This window comes from Wohlfahrtiimonas chitiniclastica, assembly GCF_002252325.1.
Lineage (GTDB): Bacteria > Pseudomonadota > Gammaproteobacteria > Cardiobacteriales > Wohlfahrtiimonadaceae > Wohlfahrtiimonas > Wohlfahrtiimonas chitiniclastica.
The window spans coordinates 1-18509 of the sequence record NZ_NEFL01000001.1 but is presented as its reverse complement, the minus strand read 5'-3'; the positions used below and the strand labels follow the sequence as shown (position 1 = coordinate 18509).

15 protein-coding genes and 1 rRNA gene are annotated in these 18509 nt (G+C 44.2%); 2 read left to right on the top strand and 14 right to left on the bottom strand.

The window, feature by feature from the left end; all coding sequences use genetic code 11:
- Positions 1 to 74: 74 nt before the first annotated feature.
- From B9T10_RS00080 to pssA, 11 genes are all read right to left on the bottom strand, one after another.
- The gene (locus tag B9T10_RS00080) at positions 75 to 1151 is read right to left on the bottom strand and encodes a type I restriction endonuclease (protein WP_063503296.1); all 1077 of its coding nucleotides are present in this window, start codon (positions 1149 to 1151) and stop codon (positions 75 to 77) included.
- Positions 1152 to 1211: 60 nt separating this feature from the next.
- Complete coding sequence (locus tag B9T10_RS00075; protein ID WP_094537502.1) at positions 1212 to 2621, bottom strand: glycoside hydrolase family 32 protein; 1410 nt, start codon at positions 2619 to 2621, stop codon at positions 1212 to 1214.
- Between the two features lie 111 nt (positions 2622 to 2732).
- Positions 2733 to 3422, bottom strand: coding sequence for a 5'-methylthioadenosine/adenosylhomocysteine nucleosidase (locus B9T10_RS00070; protein ID WP_018122995.1), 690 nt, complete (start codon positions 3420 to 3422; stop codon positions 2733 to 2735).
- Between the two features lie 64 nt (positions 3423 to 3486).
- Positions 3487 to 4998, bottom strand: a complete 1512-nt coding sequence (gene lysS / locus B9T10_RS00065; protein ID WP_094491942.1) for a lysine--tRNA ligase — start codon at positions 4996 to 4998, stop codon at positions 3487 to 3489.
- A 36-nt stretch (positions 4999 to 5034) separates the two neighbouring features.
- Positions 5035 to 6492 carry an IMP dehydrogenase gene (guaB, locus tag B9T10_RS00060; protein WP_008314046.1) on the bottom strand — a complete coding sequence of 486 codons (1458 nt, stop codon included), beginning with the start codon at positions 6490 to 6492 and terminating at the stop codon, positions 5035 to 5037.
- 78 nt (positions 6493 to 6570) lie between these two features.
- Positions 6571 to 8277 (bottom strand): single-stranded-DNA-specific exonuclease RecJ, encoded by a 1707-nt coding sequence (gene recJ / locus B9T10_RS00055; RefSeq protein ID WP_094537501.1) that lies wholly within the window; start codon positions 8275 to 8277, stop codon positions 6571 to 6573.
- On the bottom strand, positions 8274 to 9272 hold the full coding sequence (locus tag B9T10_RS00050) for a hypothetical protein (RefSeq protein WP_008314044.1): 999 nt from the start codon (positions 9270 to 9272) through the stop codon (positions 8274 to 8276). Before B9T10_RS00050 ends, recJ begins: the two co-directional genes overlap by 4 nt.
- A 48-nt stretch (positions 9273 to 9320) precedes the next feature.
- A complete protein-coding gene (locus tag B9T10_RS00045) occupies positions 9321 to 9545 on the bottom strand; it encodes a sulfurtransferase TusA family protein (protein WP_094488772.1) in 225 nt (74 codons plus the stop codon).
- 13 nt (positions 9546 to 9558) lie between these two features.
- Positions 9559 to 10005, bottom strand: a complete 447-nt coding sequence (gene rimI, locus B9T10_RS00040) for a ribosomal protein S18-alanine N-acetyltransferase (protein WP_008314041.1) — start codon at positions 10003 to 10005, stop codon at positions 9559 to 9561.
- A 3-nt stretch (positions 10006 to 10008) separates the two neighbouring features.
- Positions 10009 to 10836, bottom strand: coding sequence for a uracil-DNA glycosylase (locus B9T10_RS00035; RefSeq protein WP_094537500.1), 828 nt, complete (start codon positions 10834 to 10836; stop codon positions 10009 to 10011).
- On the bottom strand, positions 10829 to 11665 hold the full coding sequence (pssA, locus tag B9T10_RS00030; protein ID WP_008314037.1) for a CDP-diacylglycerol--serine O-phosphatidyltransferase: 837 nt from the start codon (positions 11663 to 11665) through the stop codon (positions 10829 to 10831). The genes B9T10_RS00035 and pssA overlap by 8 nt, the downstream gene beginning before the upstream one ends.
- 389 nt (positions 11666 to 12054) lie before the next feature.
- Here pssA and B9T10_RS00025 point away from each other — a divergent pair, with 389 nt between their 5' ends.
- Entirely contained in the window at positions 12055 to 13554 is a 1500-nt protein-coding gene (locus B9T10_RS00025; protein WP_094538012.1) for an anthranilate synthase component 1, read from the top strand.
- Between the two features lie 115 nt (positions 13555 to 13669).
- On the opposite strand, the gene recC is transcribed toward B9T10_RS00025, so the two are convergent.
- Positions 13670 to 17068: an exodeoxyribonuclease V subunit gamma gene (recC, locus tag B9T10_RS00020; RefSeq protein ID WP_094537499.1), complete on the bottom strand. Its 3399-nt coding sequence runs from the start codon at positions 17066 to 17068 to the stop codon at positions 13670 to 13672.
- A gap of 84 nt (positions 17069 to 17152) precedes the next feature.
- Between recC and B9T10_RS00015 the strand changes: the two genes are divergently transcribed.
- Positions 17153 to 17632: a low molecular weight protein-tyrosine-phosphatase gene (locus B9T10_RS00015; protein WP_094493252.1), complete on the top strand. Its 480-nt coding sequence runs from the start codon at positions 17153 to 17155 to the stop codon at positions 17630 to 17632.
- A gap of 48 nt (positions 17633 to 17680) precedes the next feature.
- Here B9T10_RS00015 and B9T10_RS00010 read toward each other — a convergent pair whose 3' ends face one another.
- Positions 17681 to 18220 (bottom strand): hypothetical protein, encoded by a 540-nt coding sequence (locus B9T10_RS00010; RefSeq protein ID WP_246534939.1) that lies wholly within the window; start codon positions 18218 to 18220, stop codon positions 17681 to 17683.
- Positions 18221 to 18394: 174 nt separating this feature from the next.
- Positions 18395 to 18509: ribosomal RNA gene (rrf, locus tag B9T10_RS00005) — 5S ribosomal RNA — on the bottom strand.

Here is an 18509-nt window from a genome sequence, read left to right as displayed (position 1 = left end):
GACATCCATCCCCACGCATTAAAAAAGGTTGGCATTGCCAACCTTTTTACTTTCACTGTGTGAACATTAATGCATTATTCATACGATAAAGCCACAGCCACCAATTGATCCTCAAAATCAAAAATTTCATCCACAGAAGTGATCGGATGGCGTACACTCTCTTTATTTTCATCAAATGTTTCAATATATTTTTGAGCGCGATTAAAATGCAAACGACAAATGGGCTTACGATTATTGTCATCATACAAAATGCCAAAGTAGCTTTTGGTATCGCGCGCCACGATTTTATTCGGGTCAATGTGTTTACGCACAATTGCCTTCACAATGTTAAAGCCCTCAATCTCCTCTAACGTGGTGACGATGCCATCATCTTTATCCTGATCATCTTCTTGTGTCTCTGTGGCATCCGATGACAAAACCGGCTTCACTTCAACATCGCCCGCCATTGCTGATTTTAATCTTGCATTGATGCGATCATTGATGAATTGTGAAAAAGCTTTAATAATTAAAGGAGAAAACTGCTCACGCACTTTTTGAGTGATTTGCCCATCATACACACGCGAAATGAATACACGCATAAAATCATCTTCAGGTTCTTTTAACTGAGCACCTAAAATCTTTTTTATGGCATTGAGGTATTTCAACTCACCGGCTGAATTTAACACAGACTCCACATCAAAATTATTTTTAGCCAATTTACGCAATTCAGAAATGGCTAAATCATCTAATTCTAATAAATCAATTTCCAAAAATGGCTTCTCATCCATCTTATTTGGACTGTCTAGATCCGTATAAAACTTATAGATTTGACCATTGGTTAAAATGGCAAGTTTTGCAGTGGTTGTGGTGAAATATCTGAACAATTGGGCAGAATGATGCACACTTAAATCTTCATTGATCTTTTTCGCTTCAATCAAAATTTGTAATTCACCATTATGCATGATGGCATAATCGACTTTTTCACCTTTTTTAATGCCCACATCTGCTGTATATTCAGGGATCACTTCACTTGGATCAAAAATATCATACCCCAACACTTGCCCGATAAAAGGTAATAAAAATGCCGTTTTCGTGGCTTCTTCTGTTTGAATTGAATCTTTTTGTTGTCTGATCTTGCCTGACAATGCGGTGAGTTTTTCTGTAAATTCCATATTTATACCTTTATCATTATTTATCATCTTTTTTATGCTGCTTCTAGTGATCATATGAGGTTATCGCATCGATTTCAAGACCGAATGCTCAAGCTTTGTGATCTTCAAAGTGCCGGTGTTTGCAAAGGCAGCCATTGCCCGTGTTGAGTTATTAGGATAAATCCGACTCGACAATGCCGCAATGCCATCATTGACAAACACCTCAATGGAGGATGCATCCATCAATATCCTCAATGTCAGCGCATCTCCTATGGGTAAAGGAATGGAGCGCTCATCATCGCTGCCCGATGCCATATGACTTAAATCCAAAAATAAACGCCCACAAGATTGATCTATATACAACGCTGCATATTCAGAAAAATCACCGGAGGCTGCCAAATACAGCCCTGCTTTGTCTGCGGTTGTTTGCGTCAAATCAATTTGGCAAATGATCTCTGCACTTTTAGTCGAGAGATAGAGATTTTCAATGCCATTCGTTAGATTAATGTGCGTTCGCGTTGTGGGCTCACTTCGTAGCATAGACAATTCCCGTATAGGATTTTGTGTGAGCAAACCTGCATCATTAATCTCAATCTCCCGCGGCACCGTCAACACACCTGCAAACCCATCGGCCGCGCTTGGCATATTCGCCTCCCACATGTCCATCCATCCGATCACAATGCGCCGGCCATCCGCGGACACAAAACTTTGAGGCGCATAATAATCATGCCCGTGATCGAGCTCCTGAAAATCCGCGGTCGCTGTAAATACCCCTGCTGCATATTTGCCAAGCCAATAACCTGCTTGAAAAAGATTACGATAATCATAACCTTTCGCTTGCATGCCTTGAGGCGAACACATCAATACCGCATGATCATCCACAAACATTAAATCCGGGCATTCAAACATATAAACATCCGTACGATCCGTTTGCCAAAAAATTCGCTCAAAGTGCCAAGTATGAAGATCATCCGAGCGATAGAGCAACAGCTCTGCCCCGCGGGATTCATGTGCTGCCCCTAAAATCATTTTATAATCTTTGGCATCTTGCCACACTTTTGGGTCACGAAAATGCATGTAACCTTCAGGGGGTTCAATGATGATGCCTTGTTTATGAAATTTTATGCCATCTTCACTGGTGGCCAAGCACTGCACTTGGCGAATGATGGGCGGCTCCACCGAATCATTCACAATCACATGACCTGTGTAAAACAGATAAAGTAGATCATCCTTCACCAACGCCGAACCTGAAAAACAGCCATCTTGATCATAAGGCTCTGAAGGCGTCAACGCGATCGGCTGAGGCTGCCAATGCACCATGTCATCACTCACCACATGCCCCCAATGCATCAATCCCCATTTTGGCGCATCCGGATGATGTTGAAAAAAGACATGATATTGCCCTTTGAAATACACCAAGCCATTGGGGTCATTGAGCCAACCGCGCTCTGGGGCAATGTGATAATGAGGATACCAACGTTCGATGTTCATGCGTTCTCCGACAAATGATGGATCATACCTTTCATCTTAACAAGGATTCTCACAAACGTCAGGCAATAAAAAAGACCGCAAAACGGTCTTTTTACATTAAGATCCTATCATTTAGATCAATTTTACATACTCTTGCGCAATCAATGCTGAGTTGGCACTGGCTTTGGCTAAATAGGTTTCAAAGTCCATATCGTTGCCTTCATTGTGCGTCACATCACTCAATGAGCGCAGCACAATCCATGGCGTGCCCAATTTTTCACACACGCAGGCAATCGCTGCCGCTTCCATATCCACCGCAACCGCTTGGTCAAATTTGGCCTGAATGCGTTTAAATGCTTCTGAATCTTTGGTCACAAATTGATCACCGGATACAATCAATCCAATGTGATGCGGCACATTCAACTCATTGAGCACAGTTTCAATGCCCGTTAAATCGGCATGACCTTGCTCAAAAATAAAGCGCGGATCCGTGGGCGTATTTGGCCCAATGTCAAAGTCATGATATTGCAAGCGATTGGCAATCACCACATCGCCCACAGATTGACCCAATTTTGTGCCGCCTGCGCTGCCAATATTGATCACTTGCTTAGGTGCAAAAGCTTTGATTAAAGTTGTGGCCGTATAAGCGGCATTGACTTTACCAATGCCAGATTTTGCCACCACAACTGCTTGACCACCGAGTAAACCCTCATGAATTTCAATGCCATCGATCGTTGATGCCACAACATTTTCCATGCGCGCCACTAAAGCACCCACTTCTTCATCCATTGCACCAATGATCACGTGTTTATCATTTGCCATGTTTTTGTCCTTTATATAAAAAAAGCTTTAGTGAAGACTAAAGCTTTTGTTGAATCTTTAAATCTTATTCCGCGCGATTACGCATGTGTGGGAATAATAACACATCACGAATGGAGGCAACATCTGCAAAGATCATGACCAAGCGGTCAATCCCGATGCCTTCGCCTGCTGTTGGCGGTAAGCCATATTCCAATGCTGTGATGAAGTCTTTATCTAAATGCATCGCTTCATCATCGCCTGAATCTTTCTCAGCCACTTGCGCCATAAAGCGTTGGTATTGATCTTCTGCGTCATTTAACTCAGAGTAACCATTGCCCACTTCGCGGCCGCCAATGAAGTATTCAAAGCGGTCAGTGATGAGTGGATTGTCATCATTTTTACGCGCCAATGGTGACACTTCTGATGGATAAGCGGTGATGAATGTTGGCTGCATCAAGTTTTCTTCAACTTTTTCATCGAAGATTTCCATCAAGATTTTACCCCAACCATCTGAATCTTTGAATTTAATGCCGATGGATGTCGCCAATTGTGCAACACCTTCACGGGTATCTAAATCAAAGGCTTTCGCTTCAGGATAATAATGAATGATGGATTCTTGCACCGTCATGCGCGTGGCAGGTTTGCTGAAATCTAATGTCAAACCTTGATAAGGCACTTCGGTTGAACCTGTCACTTCCATGGCCAATGTGGTCATCAACTCATCAGTGAAATTCATCATGTCTTGGTAATCTGCATAAGCCCAATACCATTCCACCATGGTGAACTCAGGATTATGACGAGTAGACACGCCTTCATTTCTGAAGTTACGGTTCACTTCGTACACTTTTTCCATGCCGCCCACAACCAAGCGTTTGAGATACAACTCAGGCGCGATGCGAAGATAAAATTCCATATCTAACGCGTTGTGATGCGTGATGAAAGGTTTGGCATTTGCCCCACCCGGAATCGGATGCATCATTGGCGTTTCTACTTCTTCAAAACCTTTGCTGTCAAAGAAGTTACGAATCGTGCGCATGATTTGCGTGCGTTTACGGAACACTTCACGGGCTTCCATATTCACAATCAAATCCACATAACGCTGACGATAACGCGCTTCAATGTCCGTTAAGCCATGGAATTTATCTGGCAATGGACGAAGAGATTTAGTCAATAAGTCAATCTCTGAGACACGAACCGTCAATTCACCTTTATCAGAGCGCGACACCACACCTGACACACCGATGATGTCACCAATGTCCCAATGCGTGAACTCTTCAAACTTCTCTTGACCGATCAAACCTGTATTTAAGAAAAGTTGAATGTCGCCCGTCTGATCACGAAGCACAACAAAGCCACCTTTGCCGAATAAACGCTTAGACATGATGCGCCCAGCCATTTTTACGTGAATCGCTGCTTCTGCCAACGCTTCCTTATCCATGTTTTCTGCACGCTTGTGTAAATCTTTCGCGTGCGTATCCTTACGGAAATGGTTTGGGAACGCAACAGGCTTTTCCTTTCGAATGGCAGCCAATTTTTCACGGCGTTCGGTAATCAAATGACTTTCGTTTACTTCTTCGGTTTTAATATCTTGACTCATAATTCTTTGACATAAAAGTTAATAAAAAGAGAGGAATCAGCTTGAGTAGTTCGGTGCTTCTTTTGTAATGGTTACATCATGCACGTGTGACTCACGCATCCCTGCGTTTGTAATTTGTACGAATTGTGGTTTCACATTCATTTCAGCAATTGTACCGCAACCCACATAACCCATACCTGCGCGAATGCCGCCCATCAATTGATGCACGATGGGCACCAATGAGCCTTTATACGCTACGCGGCCTTCAATGCCTTCAGGTACGAGTTTATCGGATGTGGTGCCTTCTTGGAAATAACGATCCGAAGAACCTGCACCCATTGCGCCTAATGAACCCATGCCGCGATAAGATTTATATGCACGGCCTTGGTAGAATTCGATGTCGCCAGGTGCTTCATCTGTACCGGCTAATAAACCACCAACCATGATGCAAGATGCACCTGCTGCCAATGCTTTAACCATATCACCTGAGTAACGTACGCCACCATCAGCGATCACAGGAATGTTGCGGCCTTTTAAAGCTTCTGCAACGTTGGCAATCGCACTAATTTGTGGCACACCGATACCGGCAATGATGCGTGTTGTACAGATTGAGCCAGGGCCAATGCCCACTTTAACGGCATCTGCGCCAGCTTCTGCCAAGGCAATCGCAGCATCAGCAGTTGCGATGTTACCAGCAACGATTTGAATGTGAGGATATCTTTCTTTTGTCCAACGCACGCGATCAATCACGCCTTTAGAGTGACCATGCGCCGTATCGATGATGATCACGTCAACACCAGCGGCTGCGAGTGCTTCGATGCGCTCTTCTGTGCCAGCGCCTGCGCCCACAGCAGCACCTACGCGCAATTGCTCATTGGCATCAACACATGCATTTGGGAAAGATTGAGAGCGAGAGATGTCTTTCACCGTCACTAAACCACGAAGTTCATTGTTGTCATTGACAATCACTAAACGCTCAACGCGGTGTTGTTGTAATAAATCTACGATCTCTTCGCGGCTTGTGTGTTCTTTCACTGTGATTAAACGATCACGTGGCGTCATCACATCTTTCACGCGAATGGCTAAGTTATCATGGAAGCGAACATCACGGTTGGTCACAATGCCCATCACTTTGCCCGCATCGATCACCGGTGCGCTTGAGATTTCAAACGTGGTGAACATGTGGCGAAGTTCGGCCAATGTCATATCTGGTGTCACAGTCACGGGATCTGAAATGATGCCGTTTTCGAATTTCTTCACTTTGCGCACTTCGGCGGCTTGTTCTTCAATGGTTAAGTTCTTATGAACAATACCGATACCACCTTGTTGTGCCATCGCAATGGCTAAACGGCTTTCGGTCACTGTGTCCATCGCAGCCGATAGCAGTGGAATGTTTAAACTGATGGATTTGGTCAGTTGAGTCTTTAAAGATACATCTTTAGGAAGGACTTCTGAGTACCCTGGAACGAGTAAAACATCATCGAAAGTTAGCGCTTGCTCAATAATTCGCAACATATATTAGATCCCCTGAAAGGTTGGTTTGCCAAAAAAGATTGGCTCGGGATTTTAACACAGATTGCCGCGAATTGGCTATTAGCTTTCCATCTCAATGTGGTCAATGAGCAATTGTAAAGATCGTCGTCCGCGCCATTCATTGACATCGAGTTTATATAAACATCGTACTTTTTGCGTCTTTTCCTGCCAATCTGAGGCTTTAAAGAAGGCAATCCCATCAAAATAGAGATTGGCCTCAAGATGCTTTAGGGTCAATTTAAGGTGCAGATTTTTTAAAATCTTAACATCCACCACTTCAAAAGTATTGTCAAAAAGCGGTTCTGGAAACATTTGCCCCCACGGCATCGCTGTTTTTAGGATGCCTGCATGTTCAATGGTCAGATCACTTGGGAATAAAGGACCATCGGTATACATCACTTTTTGATCTAAACCGCCCCATAATTTCTCAACTTTTTGATTCAACGCCGCACGAAAATCCTCTAAACGAGATTCATACAGCGTTAAACCTGCCGCCATCGCATGGCCACCAAATTGTTTAATGATGCCTGGATTTTCTGTGGCAATCTCATCGATCACATCACGTAAATGAATGCCTGCAATCGAACGCCCCGAACCTTTTAACAGCTCATCGCTCTCTTTTGCAAAAATAAACGTGGGGCGATCAAAACGCTCTTTGACGCGGGATGCCACAATGCCAATCACGCCTTGATGCCAAGAAGCATCATATAGCGCCAATGCACTTGGCAATGCATCCGCATTTAAAGTGATGGCATCTAAAATGTGTTGGGTTTCTGCCGTCATTGAGCGCTCAATCTCTTTGCGCTCTTGGTTAAACTCAAACAATCGTTCGGCATAATATGCCGCTTGCTGCCTTGAATCTGTCAATAAACATTCAATACCAACGCGCATATCATCTAAACGCCCCGCCGCATTGAGTAAAGGCGAGATGCCAAACGCAATGTCTGTGGTGGAGAGCTCAGATTGATTTTTACCCGACACGGCCAATAATGCCTCAATCCCAACACACGTGCGCCCACGGCGAATGCGTTCAATGCCTTGCTGCACAAGGCAACGATTGTTGCGATCAAGGGGCACTAAGTCTGAAATTGTGCCCAGCGCCACCAAATCAAGATAATCACCGAGATTTGGCGCAGTCTCTTTTGATAAATATCCATGGGTTAAAAGCGCACGGCGCGTTGCAGTGAGCACATAAAATGCAACGCCCACGCCACACAACGCACGACTTTCAAATGTGCTGCCCACTAAATTAGGATTGACGATCACCGCGGCATTTGGCAATACATCGCCCGGCAAATGATGATCTGTGACAATCACCTCAATGCCATATTGATTCGCGCGCTCAATGGCTTCAATGCTTGAAATGCCATTATCCACCGTGATGATGAGCTCTGGCTGATCTTTTGCCACGATCTCTTCCAGTAAAGGCGTTGTTAATCCATAACCATCTAACATACGATTAGGAATGCGATAACGCACCGACTCAGCGCCAAAGGCACGCAGTAAACGCATCATTAAAGCAGTTGAGGTTGCGCCATCCACATCATAATCGCCCACAATCAGAATGCTTTGCTGATGCATCACAGCTTGAGCAATGCGTTCCCCAGCTGCTTCACAGCCTTCTAAAGTAGAAGGCGGACACATATCCTTAAGACTAAAGGTCAAATCTTCGATGGATTGAAAATTTCGGCGCTGCAAGACGCGATTTAATAACGGCACAGTGCTTAAAGTCGCCGCTGTGCTCACAGTGCGTTCAGTAATGATCATTCGGCTAAATATCGATAAGTGAATTTCGGGCGGATCAAGACAAATTTAAATTTCTTATTATAAATAAAACGTTCACCATCCACCGTATCGATGATGACATTTTGAATCAAGCCTTGATCAACCGCCGCAAGTGTTGGCGCTAAGAGCATATTCGCAATCTGTGTGCGGGCATCTAGCCAGCCTAAAATATCATTGTCAGACACTTTGCTGACCAAGCGATCATCCACCACGCAGATGTTTGGATGATTATGCACCATTTGTGAAAAATCAGCCGTTGAGTTGCGAAGCGGAAAATAGGATAAACCTGCGGCATTACCAACACCACGGACAATGGCACTGTCTGAGAAAATGGCAGAATACTCAATCTCTTGGCGATTGAATGCATGCTCACCACCATTGCCCCATGGCCAAAAATCCACAATCGGATCATATTTTTGGCGCATGCGTAAACGATTATACGAATAAGTTTTCAGCCACTGCTGCGCATTGATGAATTGCTCTTGCCAATAGGCGGCATCTTCCCCACTTAAACCATAACTGCCTGAATCGCGATCTTGCGGTGTGATTTTCCAAAGGGGCGTGGAGGTCACTTGATTGTGCTGCTTTAACGAGATGAACCAGTCGCCGCCTGTTGTGACAATCGAGTCTTCAGCAAAGGAGAAATGATGGGCAAAATCCTCTGCCATCTTTTGTACCATGTGCCCACGCAATGCTGTGGGTCCAACTTTTGTGAGCAATGTTAATTTAAACCAGTTGTTTGAGCGCACACGAATGCCACTGGCATCTAAGCCGCAGCGCGCCCACGCCACATTGTCTGGCAAATGTAGATACGTATCTAATGCATCTTTAATCGTATGATGATGAGTTTTATGTGATGTGGATAAACGTAAAAATTTCTCGTACGCACCATCAAGCGCCACAGAGGCAATGTTGCTGCTCCAGGCTTTTGGTAAACGATTTGTTAAACACGGTATGATGAATAAAACTGTACTCATTATTTAGCGACACCACATAAATTCACGAAAGATCATCTAAGTATATTTTTACCCATTAATCTTCTTAATGATAAAGAAATACTCACCATCTTTTACCCAAAATTTCATTAATTGATTAGAAGTTTTGCCTAAAAATGCCTTAAAGTCAATTTCCGAGTGCGGATCTGTGGTCACAACTGTGATTTCTTCGCCCTCATTCATTTTTTGCAATGCCTGTTTTGTTTTCAAAATGGGCATCGGACAGTGTAAATTTTTTAAATCTAAAATTTCCATAATCCTTCAACTGTTATAACGAACACGCCATAATGATGGCATCTTCTCGCCCTTTGGCGGTGGGATAATAGTTTTTGCGCACATCAATCTCATGAAACCCTTCGCTTTCATATAAACGACGAGCCGGAGCATTGCTCATGCGCACCTCTAAAAATAGACTGTAAATACCTTTATCCTTGAGGATCGCTTTGAGGTATTGTAATAATTGTCGGCCATAACCGTGACCTTGCTCATCGGGATCGATGGTGATGTTCAATAAAGTGGCTTCATCTAACACCGTCATCACAAAAGCATAGCCTAAAATCTGTTGATTGCGCAAAATTTTAATTTTTTCATCATGCCCATCGACCATATTGCGCATCACTTTTTCTTGCCAAGGGATCGGATATGCCCTGCGTTCAATGGCATAAAGGGCGGCAAAATCTGCCGGTATAATGGGCTCAAAGCATAGTGTTTGCATGGATTATCCTATCAGCCTTTTCATGTCTTGCCAGGCGTTGCGTTTCTCTTCAGGGAATTTTAATAATTGGTAAGGATTATAACTGACTTGCACCGGTATCGCCCGCCCATCCACCTTCAGGTGAAATTGCCCAGTGCGCAGTTGTTCAAATGGCAATTGCACATTCAAGACCGCGCGCGCAGCATGACGGCCTAAAATCAAAATGCGCTCAGGCATCTGTGCGATCATCTCATTGAGTAAATGCCCCGAGCATTCTGCCTCTTCAGCGGCGCTGATCAAACTTTGCAAAGGGGCACATTTTACATAAGGCGTGATGAAAACATCATCGCGCGAATATTTAACTGCTTTGAGCATCTCATCAAAGAGCTGCCCAGCGCGCCCGGCTAAAGGCTGACCGGCAATGTCCTCTTGAAGCGTCGGCGCTTCTGTAATGACCATCAATCGCGCCTTTGCATGCCCCGCGCCTTTGACCACTCGCGTGCGTGCTTTCGACAATTGACAAGCGCTGCACATTGCCGCATCGATGTGTATCGCATGCGTACTGTGGCTGATGGCCTCAGCAATGTATGGTTCAGCGGCACTGATTGTCGGCTGTGGTTTTGCCACTGGTACAATCGGCTGACTCTCTGGCATCTCCACAGGCTTAGGTGCGCGCATGACCTCAGCAGGCGGTGCAACAGGTGCAACTTCAGGCAATGGTGGCAATGAGACTCGCGCGCGCTCTTCAATCTCAGCGGTGATTTCAATCTCATAAGCAGGATCACCACTGGTGCGTGAATGCCACAGTGGGATCTTTAATAATCGAAGGTATTGAGCGTGTTGATCAGTCATTCTTTTTGTTACGCTCACCGCGCGCTTTGATCAATGCCAAAAAGCGTTTTTTGCGAATGTGACGACGATAGAACCAATAAATCGGTGATGAAATTCCGTATAAAAATGCCGTTAAGAAAAGCACAATCGAAGGTGATGCAATGAGCATGCCAGCATACAACACCACAATGATCAAGGTCGTAAAGCGCACACGTTTAATGGCAACCGTTTTAAAACTGTAGAACAAAAAGTTCGACACCATCATTAAACCGGCATACAACGTAATGATCACCATTAAACCTGTCACATCATGACCGGTATAACTTAAATCCGTGCCAATAGCAGCCCCAAGCTTTTTAAGCCCAACTTCCCCTGCCCACACAGCACCTGCAACAATCGCCGCAGCTGTCGGACTTGGCAGCCCCACAAAATAACGTTTATCCACAGAGCCAATTTGCACATTAAAGCGCGCCAAACGAAGCGCCGCACAGGCTAAATACACAAATGAGGCAAACCAACCGATGCCAATCACTTTAGAGACTTCACCTAAACCTTGAAAGGACCACATATAAACCAAAATGGCAGGCGCAGCACCAAAGGCGATCACATCGGCTAAGGAGTCATATTGCTCACCAAAACTGCTTTGTGTATTGGTCATGCGTGCAACGCGCCCATCCATACCATCTAACACCATGGATACAAAAATGAGCACAGCGGCTTGGGCAAAACGCCCTTCTAAAGCTAAGAGAATCGAGCTAAAACCCGTCATCAAAGATGCCGTTGTAAATAAATTCGGCAAAATATAGATGGCATTTTTTGAAAGATTGCCCGCAATCTTTTTATTATTCATTCAAATTGCCTCAAATGTGAAAAGAAGTATTATACATCCTAGCGTGTATGAATCTAGCGCAGATAACGTGCGACCATTATACCCATTTACCACGCATCTCACAGCATCTGTTTACGCCGCTTTGAAAAAATTTTACATTTTTGATTGACAAAAAAAACTTTTTGACCGTAATATCTAAGCTCAATTTACGAATAAGGACACAACATGACGCATTTGACGCAATATTTATGGTGGCACATCTCCTCCTCGCGGGAGATGGTGCTGTGCGTTCAATAAAGACGTCATCAGTCGATCAAGCCCGCGCAAGCGGGCTTTTTTTGTGCATGCACATTGGTCCGCAAACGCACTTTTCAACAGACAATCATATTTCAAACATCAAAGGACCACACATGACACATTCAGCATCTTACACAACCGCCGCGCTCTCTTTCCCACGTGATCCGCTCGGTTTATACCAAGCTTTAACGCAAAATCGCAATCATCATCTATTGTATGAATCGGCGGATGTGGATCATCAACATGCCCTCAAAAGCTTTTTATTGACCGATGCCGCCATTAAGATTGAAGGCTTTGGGCAAGAGGTGATTCTAACAGCGCTCACAGATAATGGCACGGCCCTTCTTGAACTCATTAGCAACGCGCCCATTCACATCAACTTAACGGCAAAAACGGCAACGCAACTCATTTTCACCTTCCCTAAAGGTGGGCAATTCTCCCCAATGGATGTCCTTCGCACTGTACAAAGCTTTGCTGATCGCACCCATGATAATGAATACACCTATTTCATGGCAGGTTTACTTGGCTATGATTTAGTGGGTTATTATTATGATATCCCTGTGCCTGAAACCAACCGCGGGCATGATCTTTTAGTCTATGTGGCAGAAACATTGATCATCATTGATCATGTGGCAAAAACTGCCGATGTGCAGCACAATCAATTTGGCCGTCATCAAAATACGCCGTTTGACATCGATGCAGCCGCTCAGCAAATCAATCAACACGCCGAACAGGTTTTCACGCCAGAAACGTATGATGCCAATGTGAACCATGACATTGTGGAAGTGGATGATCCGAATGAGTTTTTAAACACTGTTGCCACTTTGATTGAGCGCGTGAAAGCCGGTGAATTTCAACAAATCGTACCTTCTCGCCGTTTTCAAGTGGCTTGTCCTTCTGCCATTAATGCGTATGCTGCCCTAAAAACTGCCCATCCTAGCCCCTATCTTTTCTATCTACAAGATGATGCATTCACCCTCTTTGGCGCATCCCCTGAGCGCGCATTGAAGTTTGATCACACCTCGCGCATTGTCGAGCTTTATCCGATTGCAGGCACACGCCCACGTGGACGAGTGAATGATGTCATTGATCCGGTACTCGATTTAGAACTGGAGCAAGATCTCCTCAATGATCCGAAAGAAGTCAATGAGCATATGATGCTCGTGGATCTTGCAGAACGTGATTTAACGCCGATTGCTAAACCTGGTTCTTTTCATGTTAAAGATTTAATGAAAGTCGATCGCTATGCGTATGTGATGCATTTGGTTTCAAACGTACAAGCGCAATTGCAAGATCATCTCGATGCCTTTGATGCTTACATTCACACCATGAACATGGGCACATTAACCGGCGACCCGAAAATTGCGGCAATGACTGCCATCTATGAATATGAATCTGTCGCACGCGGCAGCTACGGCGGTGCCATTGGTTATCTCAATAGTTTTGGCGATTTAGACAGCTGCATCGTGATTCGTTCTGCCAATGTACAAGATGGCATGGCCACCATTCAAGCTGGCGCAGGCATTGTGCATGACTCTGTGCCAGAACGTGAATTGGCAGAAACGCGTCACAAAGCCAACAGCGTCATTCATGCCATTTTAAACAGCCACTGAACCCCACAAAAGTTGTGGATCAATCCACGTAACCTGTGGATAACACTGTGCGCAACTTGCATAAAACCCATTTAATCCATTGAAATTAAATATTTTATGTCAGTTGCGCATTTTTTTAGCTTTTTGCCTTTTTTCGCGGTTTTTCTGGCAAGAGAGATTGATAATGCGTCACAAAATAAAGATACCCCATCACTTCTTTTAAGGTGACCACCGGCACAAATCGCGCCCGCATCGCATCATGCACGGACTCTAAACTGGCCCAATAACGCTGCACAATTTTGGTATTAAATTCATGATTGTCAGATTGTGATAAATATTCATGTGCCACCGTTTCATTGTAATGATGATACATTTGATCAATGAAATGTTGATGCGGCTTGATGATTTTTGCACCCGTTTTAAGATAATCCTTCGAAGCAATGAGTAAAAATGGCGTCTGTTGATTTAACGTATAACCTTCAAAGAAGGTTTCTAAATGTTGCCTTGCCATCTCGGGCGTGATGCCTGAAATCTCAAAATGCCCCACGCTCTCCTCTAAATAAAAAATGTGCGAATGAATCGGTTTGCCCAGCGCCATCACATTCAATAAATGAGTGATGAATGCTTCAAATTGACGATGCAGCGTCCATTTACCCACAAATACTGTGGTTTGCTGCACATCCTGCACGCCATCAATGGTACCCTCAATGGTGCAGTTTTCCAATGCCACCTGCACTTGTTGCTGCGCGCCATATTGGCAACCTTGTGCCTTACCTGCAAGCACAAGTTGTACAATTGGTTCTGCAAAATCTTGCCAATCAATCTCTGCAAAGGCAAATTTAGGCAATCGCCCTTCCGCTTTATAACGATGAAACAGCGTATGATGGGCATAATCCGATAAATCATCGGCGGGCAGATCATTGTAAAAAAGATCCTCAAGCAGCTGCACGCGTGCCACATAAGCCTCTAACCCATTGTATTGAGCAAGGCTAAAGAGCTCATCATCGGGCAATTCATCCTCTTGATCATTTTGATAATGAATGCCAAAGTGCTTTAGACTATAAGCTTTGATGGGATTTTTAAAGGTATCTATGAGCTGCTTAGGTGTTAACGTGGTCACCTCAACAGGCGCTGGCACAAATGGCGCATCATTGATCACTGCGGATGTGGGCAACCAAGGCTTTTGAAAAGAACGAATCGGGCTGTCTGCCTTAAACAGTGTCGGGCTAAAGGGTGACAAAGGATGGCGATGCGTCAATGCTTCACTCACGGATGCCCCAGATGACATGACAGCCAGTTCATCTAAATAATATTGCAACTCATTGACAAACAATGAGGGAAACATCTCACTGTTGTTATGAATATTGCGCCCAATGTAACTGATGTACAGCTGCGTGCGCGCCGATAAAATGGCTTCTAAAAAGAGATAACGCTCATCATTCGTAACCGAGCGATCCCCACGCGCAGGATGCGCCTGCATCAAATCATATTCTGGGTATTGACGACGATGCGGGAAACTGTCTTGATTCATGCCCAACATACAGACAATCTTAAAAGGGATCGAACGCATTGGAATGAATGTACAAAAGTTCACAGAACCGGTTAAAAATCGTGATTCTGGGCGGAAAGATGAGAGGTGCTCATTTAGATGACGATGCATCAAATGAATCGACACTTCATCATGAAAGGTTGTGTCTAATCCTTCATCGATGAAGGTATTCCAAATGGTTTGTAGATGCTGTAAACGCAGTTGCGTCGCCTGATTGTCCACATAAAAAGTGTTCCAAATCTCTGGCAATAATGTGCGCCACTCTATGAGTAAATAGGACTGAGAGAGCTTTTCTTTCAAAGCAATCAACGCATCAATGAAATCGGCTAAATGCCCGAGCACTTCAGCATCCCCGCCTTGTACATAAGGCAGCGCTCGCACACCTTCTAACGAATAGTGGTCATTGACAGCATACCCTAACAACAGACGTTTTAAGCCCCACAACCAAGTATTGGTGAAATCATCACGGATGTGCATGTCATCTAAGTGTTGATCATCAATGGCAAAGCGAATGTTTGAGGCATCAATCCAACGTTTGATGAGGGCTCGATCCTCAATTTTGATGTGAAACTTCTCACCAATTTCAGGGATGTCCAACAGCGTTAAAATCTCTGAGACAGTAAACTGACTCTCAGACATCGACAGCAGCAGTAAAAATGCCTCTAAAATGGGCTCATGCTTCCCTAAAGTAAAATCCGAAATGGTGAATGGGATTTTCGCGCGCGGCTCAAAGGGTGAACCAAACACTGCTTCAATCATGGGGCGATAGCGGTCAATGTCTGAAACCATCACAATAATATCTTTAGGCGCTAACGTGCGATCCTCATTGAAGGCCTTTAACAGCTGATCATACAACCCTTCCACTTCTCTGCGCTCGCTGTAATGGGCATGAAAAGCAATGGTGCCATCATCTTCAGCCACACAATATTTCGGAGCATCGGCCTGAATGGGGGCTAAATGATAAACCGCGCGCTGCACTTCACCTAATAAACCTGGCGTTGTGGGCTCGGTGAATGCTTCAATTTCATTTAAATCATCATATTGTGACAAAACATGTAGGAAATCACGCCCAATTTTACCAAAGTTTGCCAACAATGGATTGCCATGGAACTCAAGCCAATGTTCTTCTTGATCTGGCTGAACGGCCTGTGCATTCGGTGCTAAATAATCGGTGCGTGCATCTTCTGTTTTAAAATTGATGCGCGCGATGGTGCGCTGGCGATATTGCGTTAAATCCCCCCAATAAAATTGAGATGGATTCGTGAAAAACAGATGCACATCAATGTGTTCACTCAACACGTGCAACAATTCAATGAACAAAGGGGGCAACGTTGAAATCCCGATGATAAAAAGGCGTCGTGGAATCGTGGCAGCTTGATAGCGCTCGCTTGGTAAGGTTTTTAAATGCGATAAAATATTGGCTAAATAATATTTTTTAATCACTTGTGAACGTATGATTTGCCAGAGCTGCTGTTGCCATGATTCATACGGAGAGTCTGGGAAAATGCGTTGATGATTCTCCCACGCGGCAAACCAATCGGGACGATAGGCTAAATATTTATCGAACAATCCTGCAATCTCTTCAGCGAGCCCCATCATGCGCACATCATCGGATTGCGCCCCTTTATCATTCAAATAACTGGCAAGTTCTGGCAAATCCGATAAATCGAGTTGATTGAGGGCATCATACACTGCCCATGTCAGCGTCAAGCGCGACATGCGAAGATTGGTTTGCGCGCGCTCTTCTGGGCTCAATAGATTTTCAAGGATCGTGACAATCTGATTGATGGGGAATTCTAGGCGCGTATTGGCAAAAATATTGTGCTCTGTCGCCAGTGCACTTTTGAGCCAGTTGGTCATGCCTGCACTGTGGATGATGAAATATTCAGGTGCAAGCGGATCATCTAACGGATTATTTTTAATGATGTAACTTGCCATGAATTGCAAGTCATCTAAATGATTTGAATGATAAATTGTAAACGCCATAATTTGTTCTTTTAGTCATCATAATGGTTCTTAATGCGTCATTGTAAGCTACAATGAGCCATTTTAGAACCATAGGACATTTTGATGATTAAAGTTTTATTTGTCTGTCTTGGGAACATTTGTCGTTCCCCAATGGCTGAAGCACTCTTTCGCGCAAAAGTGATCGCACGCGGTTTAGATGATCGCATCGAAATTGCATCGGCGGCCACCGGTGACTGGAATGAAGGTAAGCCCCCTCATGCTGGCACACAAAAAATTTTGGCAGATCATCACATTACCTGCGATGGCATGATTGCAACCCGCATCACGAGCGATGATTATGATCATTATGATTATATTTTAGCCATGGATCACAACAATGTGCGTGACCTTAAAGCTCTACCGCCCACCGATCAATATGATGAAAAAATTCATCTATTTTTAGCACCCCTTGAGCATCCTGAGCACAATGAAGTGCCAGACCCTTATTACACAGGTAATTTTGAATTGACCTATGAATTGGTCAATCAAGGTTGTGATTATTGGCTCGATCATTTGGTTAATGTCCATCAACTCGCTGACTGATGCAGTCACAAGATTATAAAAAAGAGAACCTTAGGTTCTCTTTTTTATTCAGTGCAACTTCGCCAGCACCATGCCCCAGCCTTCTTGATCTGGCGCATCATACGCCCATAATGCTTCGGCTTGATCATCTAATACAGATAATTCTTCATGAAACTGATTGGATAATTCCATGCGCGTTTTATCAGAAATTGTGCTCAAGCGTTCATCGGCCACAGTAAAACGGGGATTGAGAAGAAAATTTAAATGATCGTGAAAATGGTCTGCCACATTGAGATCTGTTGGATCAAATGGAAACAGTGTGAGCAACTGCTCAAAATGATGAGCCATGTCTGTCAAACCCATTGCAGTTAATGCAGGCACGACATGAGGCAACAATTGATTATGCTCTAACACCCCGCCCCAACCATCGCCTTTCCAAATGCCAATGACATTGGTGGCAATGAACAAATTAAAAGCATCCTGATCGAGCTTTTGTGCAATGGTGGCCAAATCCCCCATCGCCCAAACATCATCAGACAGGTTTACCAAGTCATCCTCATTCTTTGGTCGTCGATCTTTAATCAGATCTTGTAAAGTTATTTTAGTCATCACGCTCACACGAGAAAAGTTAAACGGCCATTTTAGCGCCTTTTTACTGAGATTAAATGGCATTTAGCATTTATTTCACTCTGTTTTGACCAACTTCAGTAAATGGTGAGATGCGCAATTTTTCCATACAAATGAAAAAGCCCTCTTCGCTTGAAGAGGGCTATTCATGTTAGGCCCTGGAGATGACCTACTTTCACATGGGGAGGCCCCACACTATCATCGGCGCAGCTACGTTTCACTTCTGAGTTCGGAATGGGATCAGGTGGTTCCATAGCGCTATTGTCTCCAG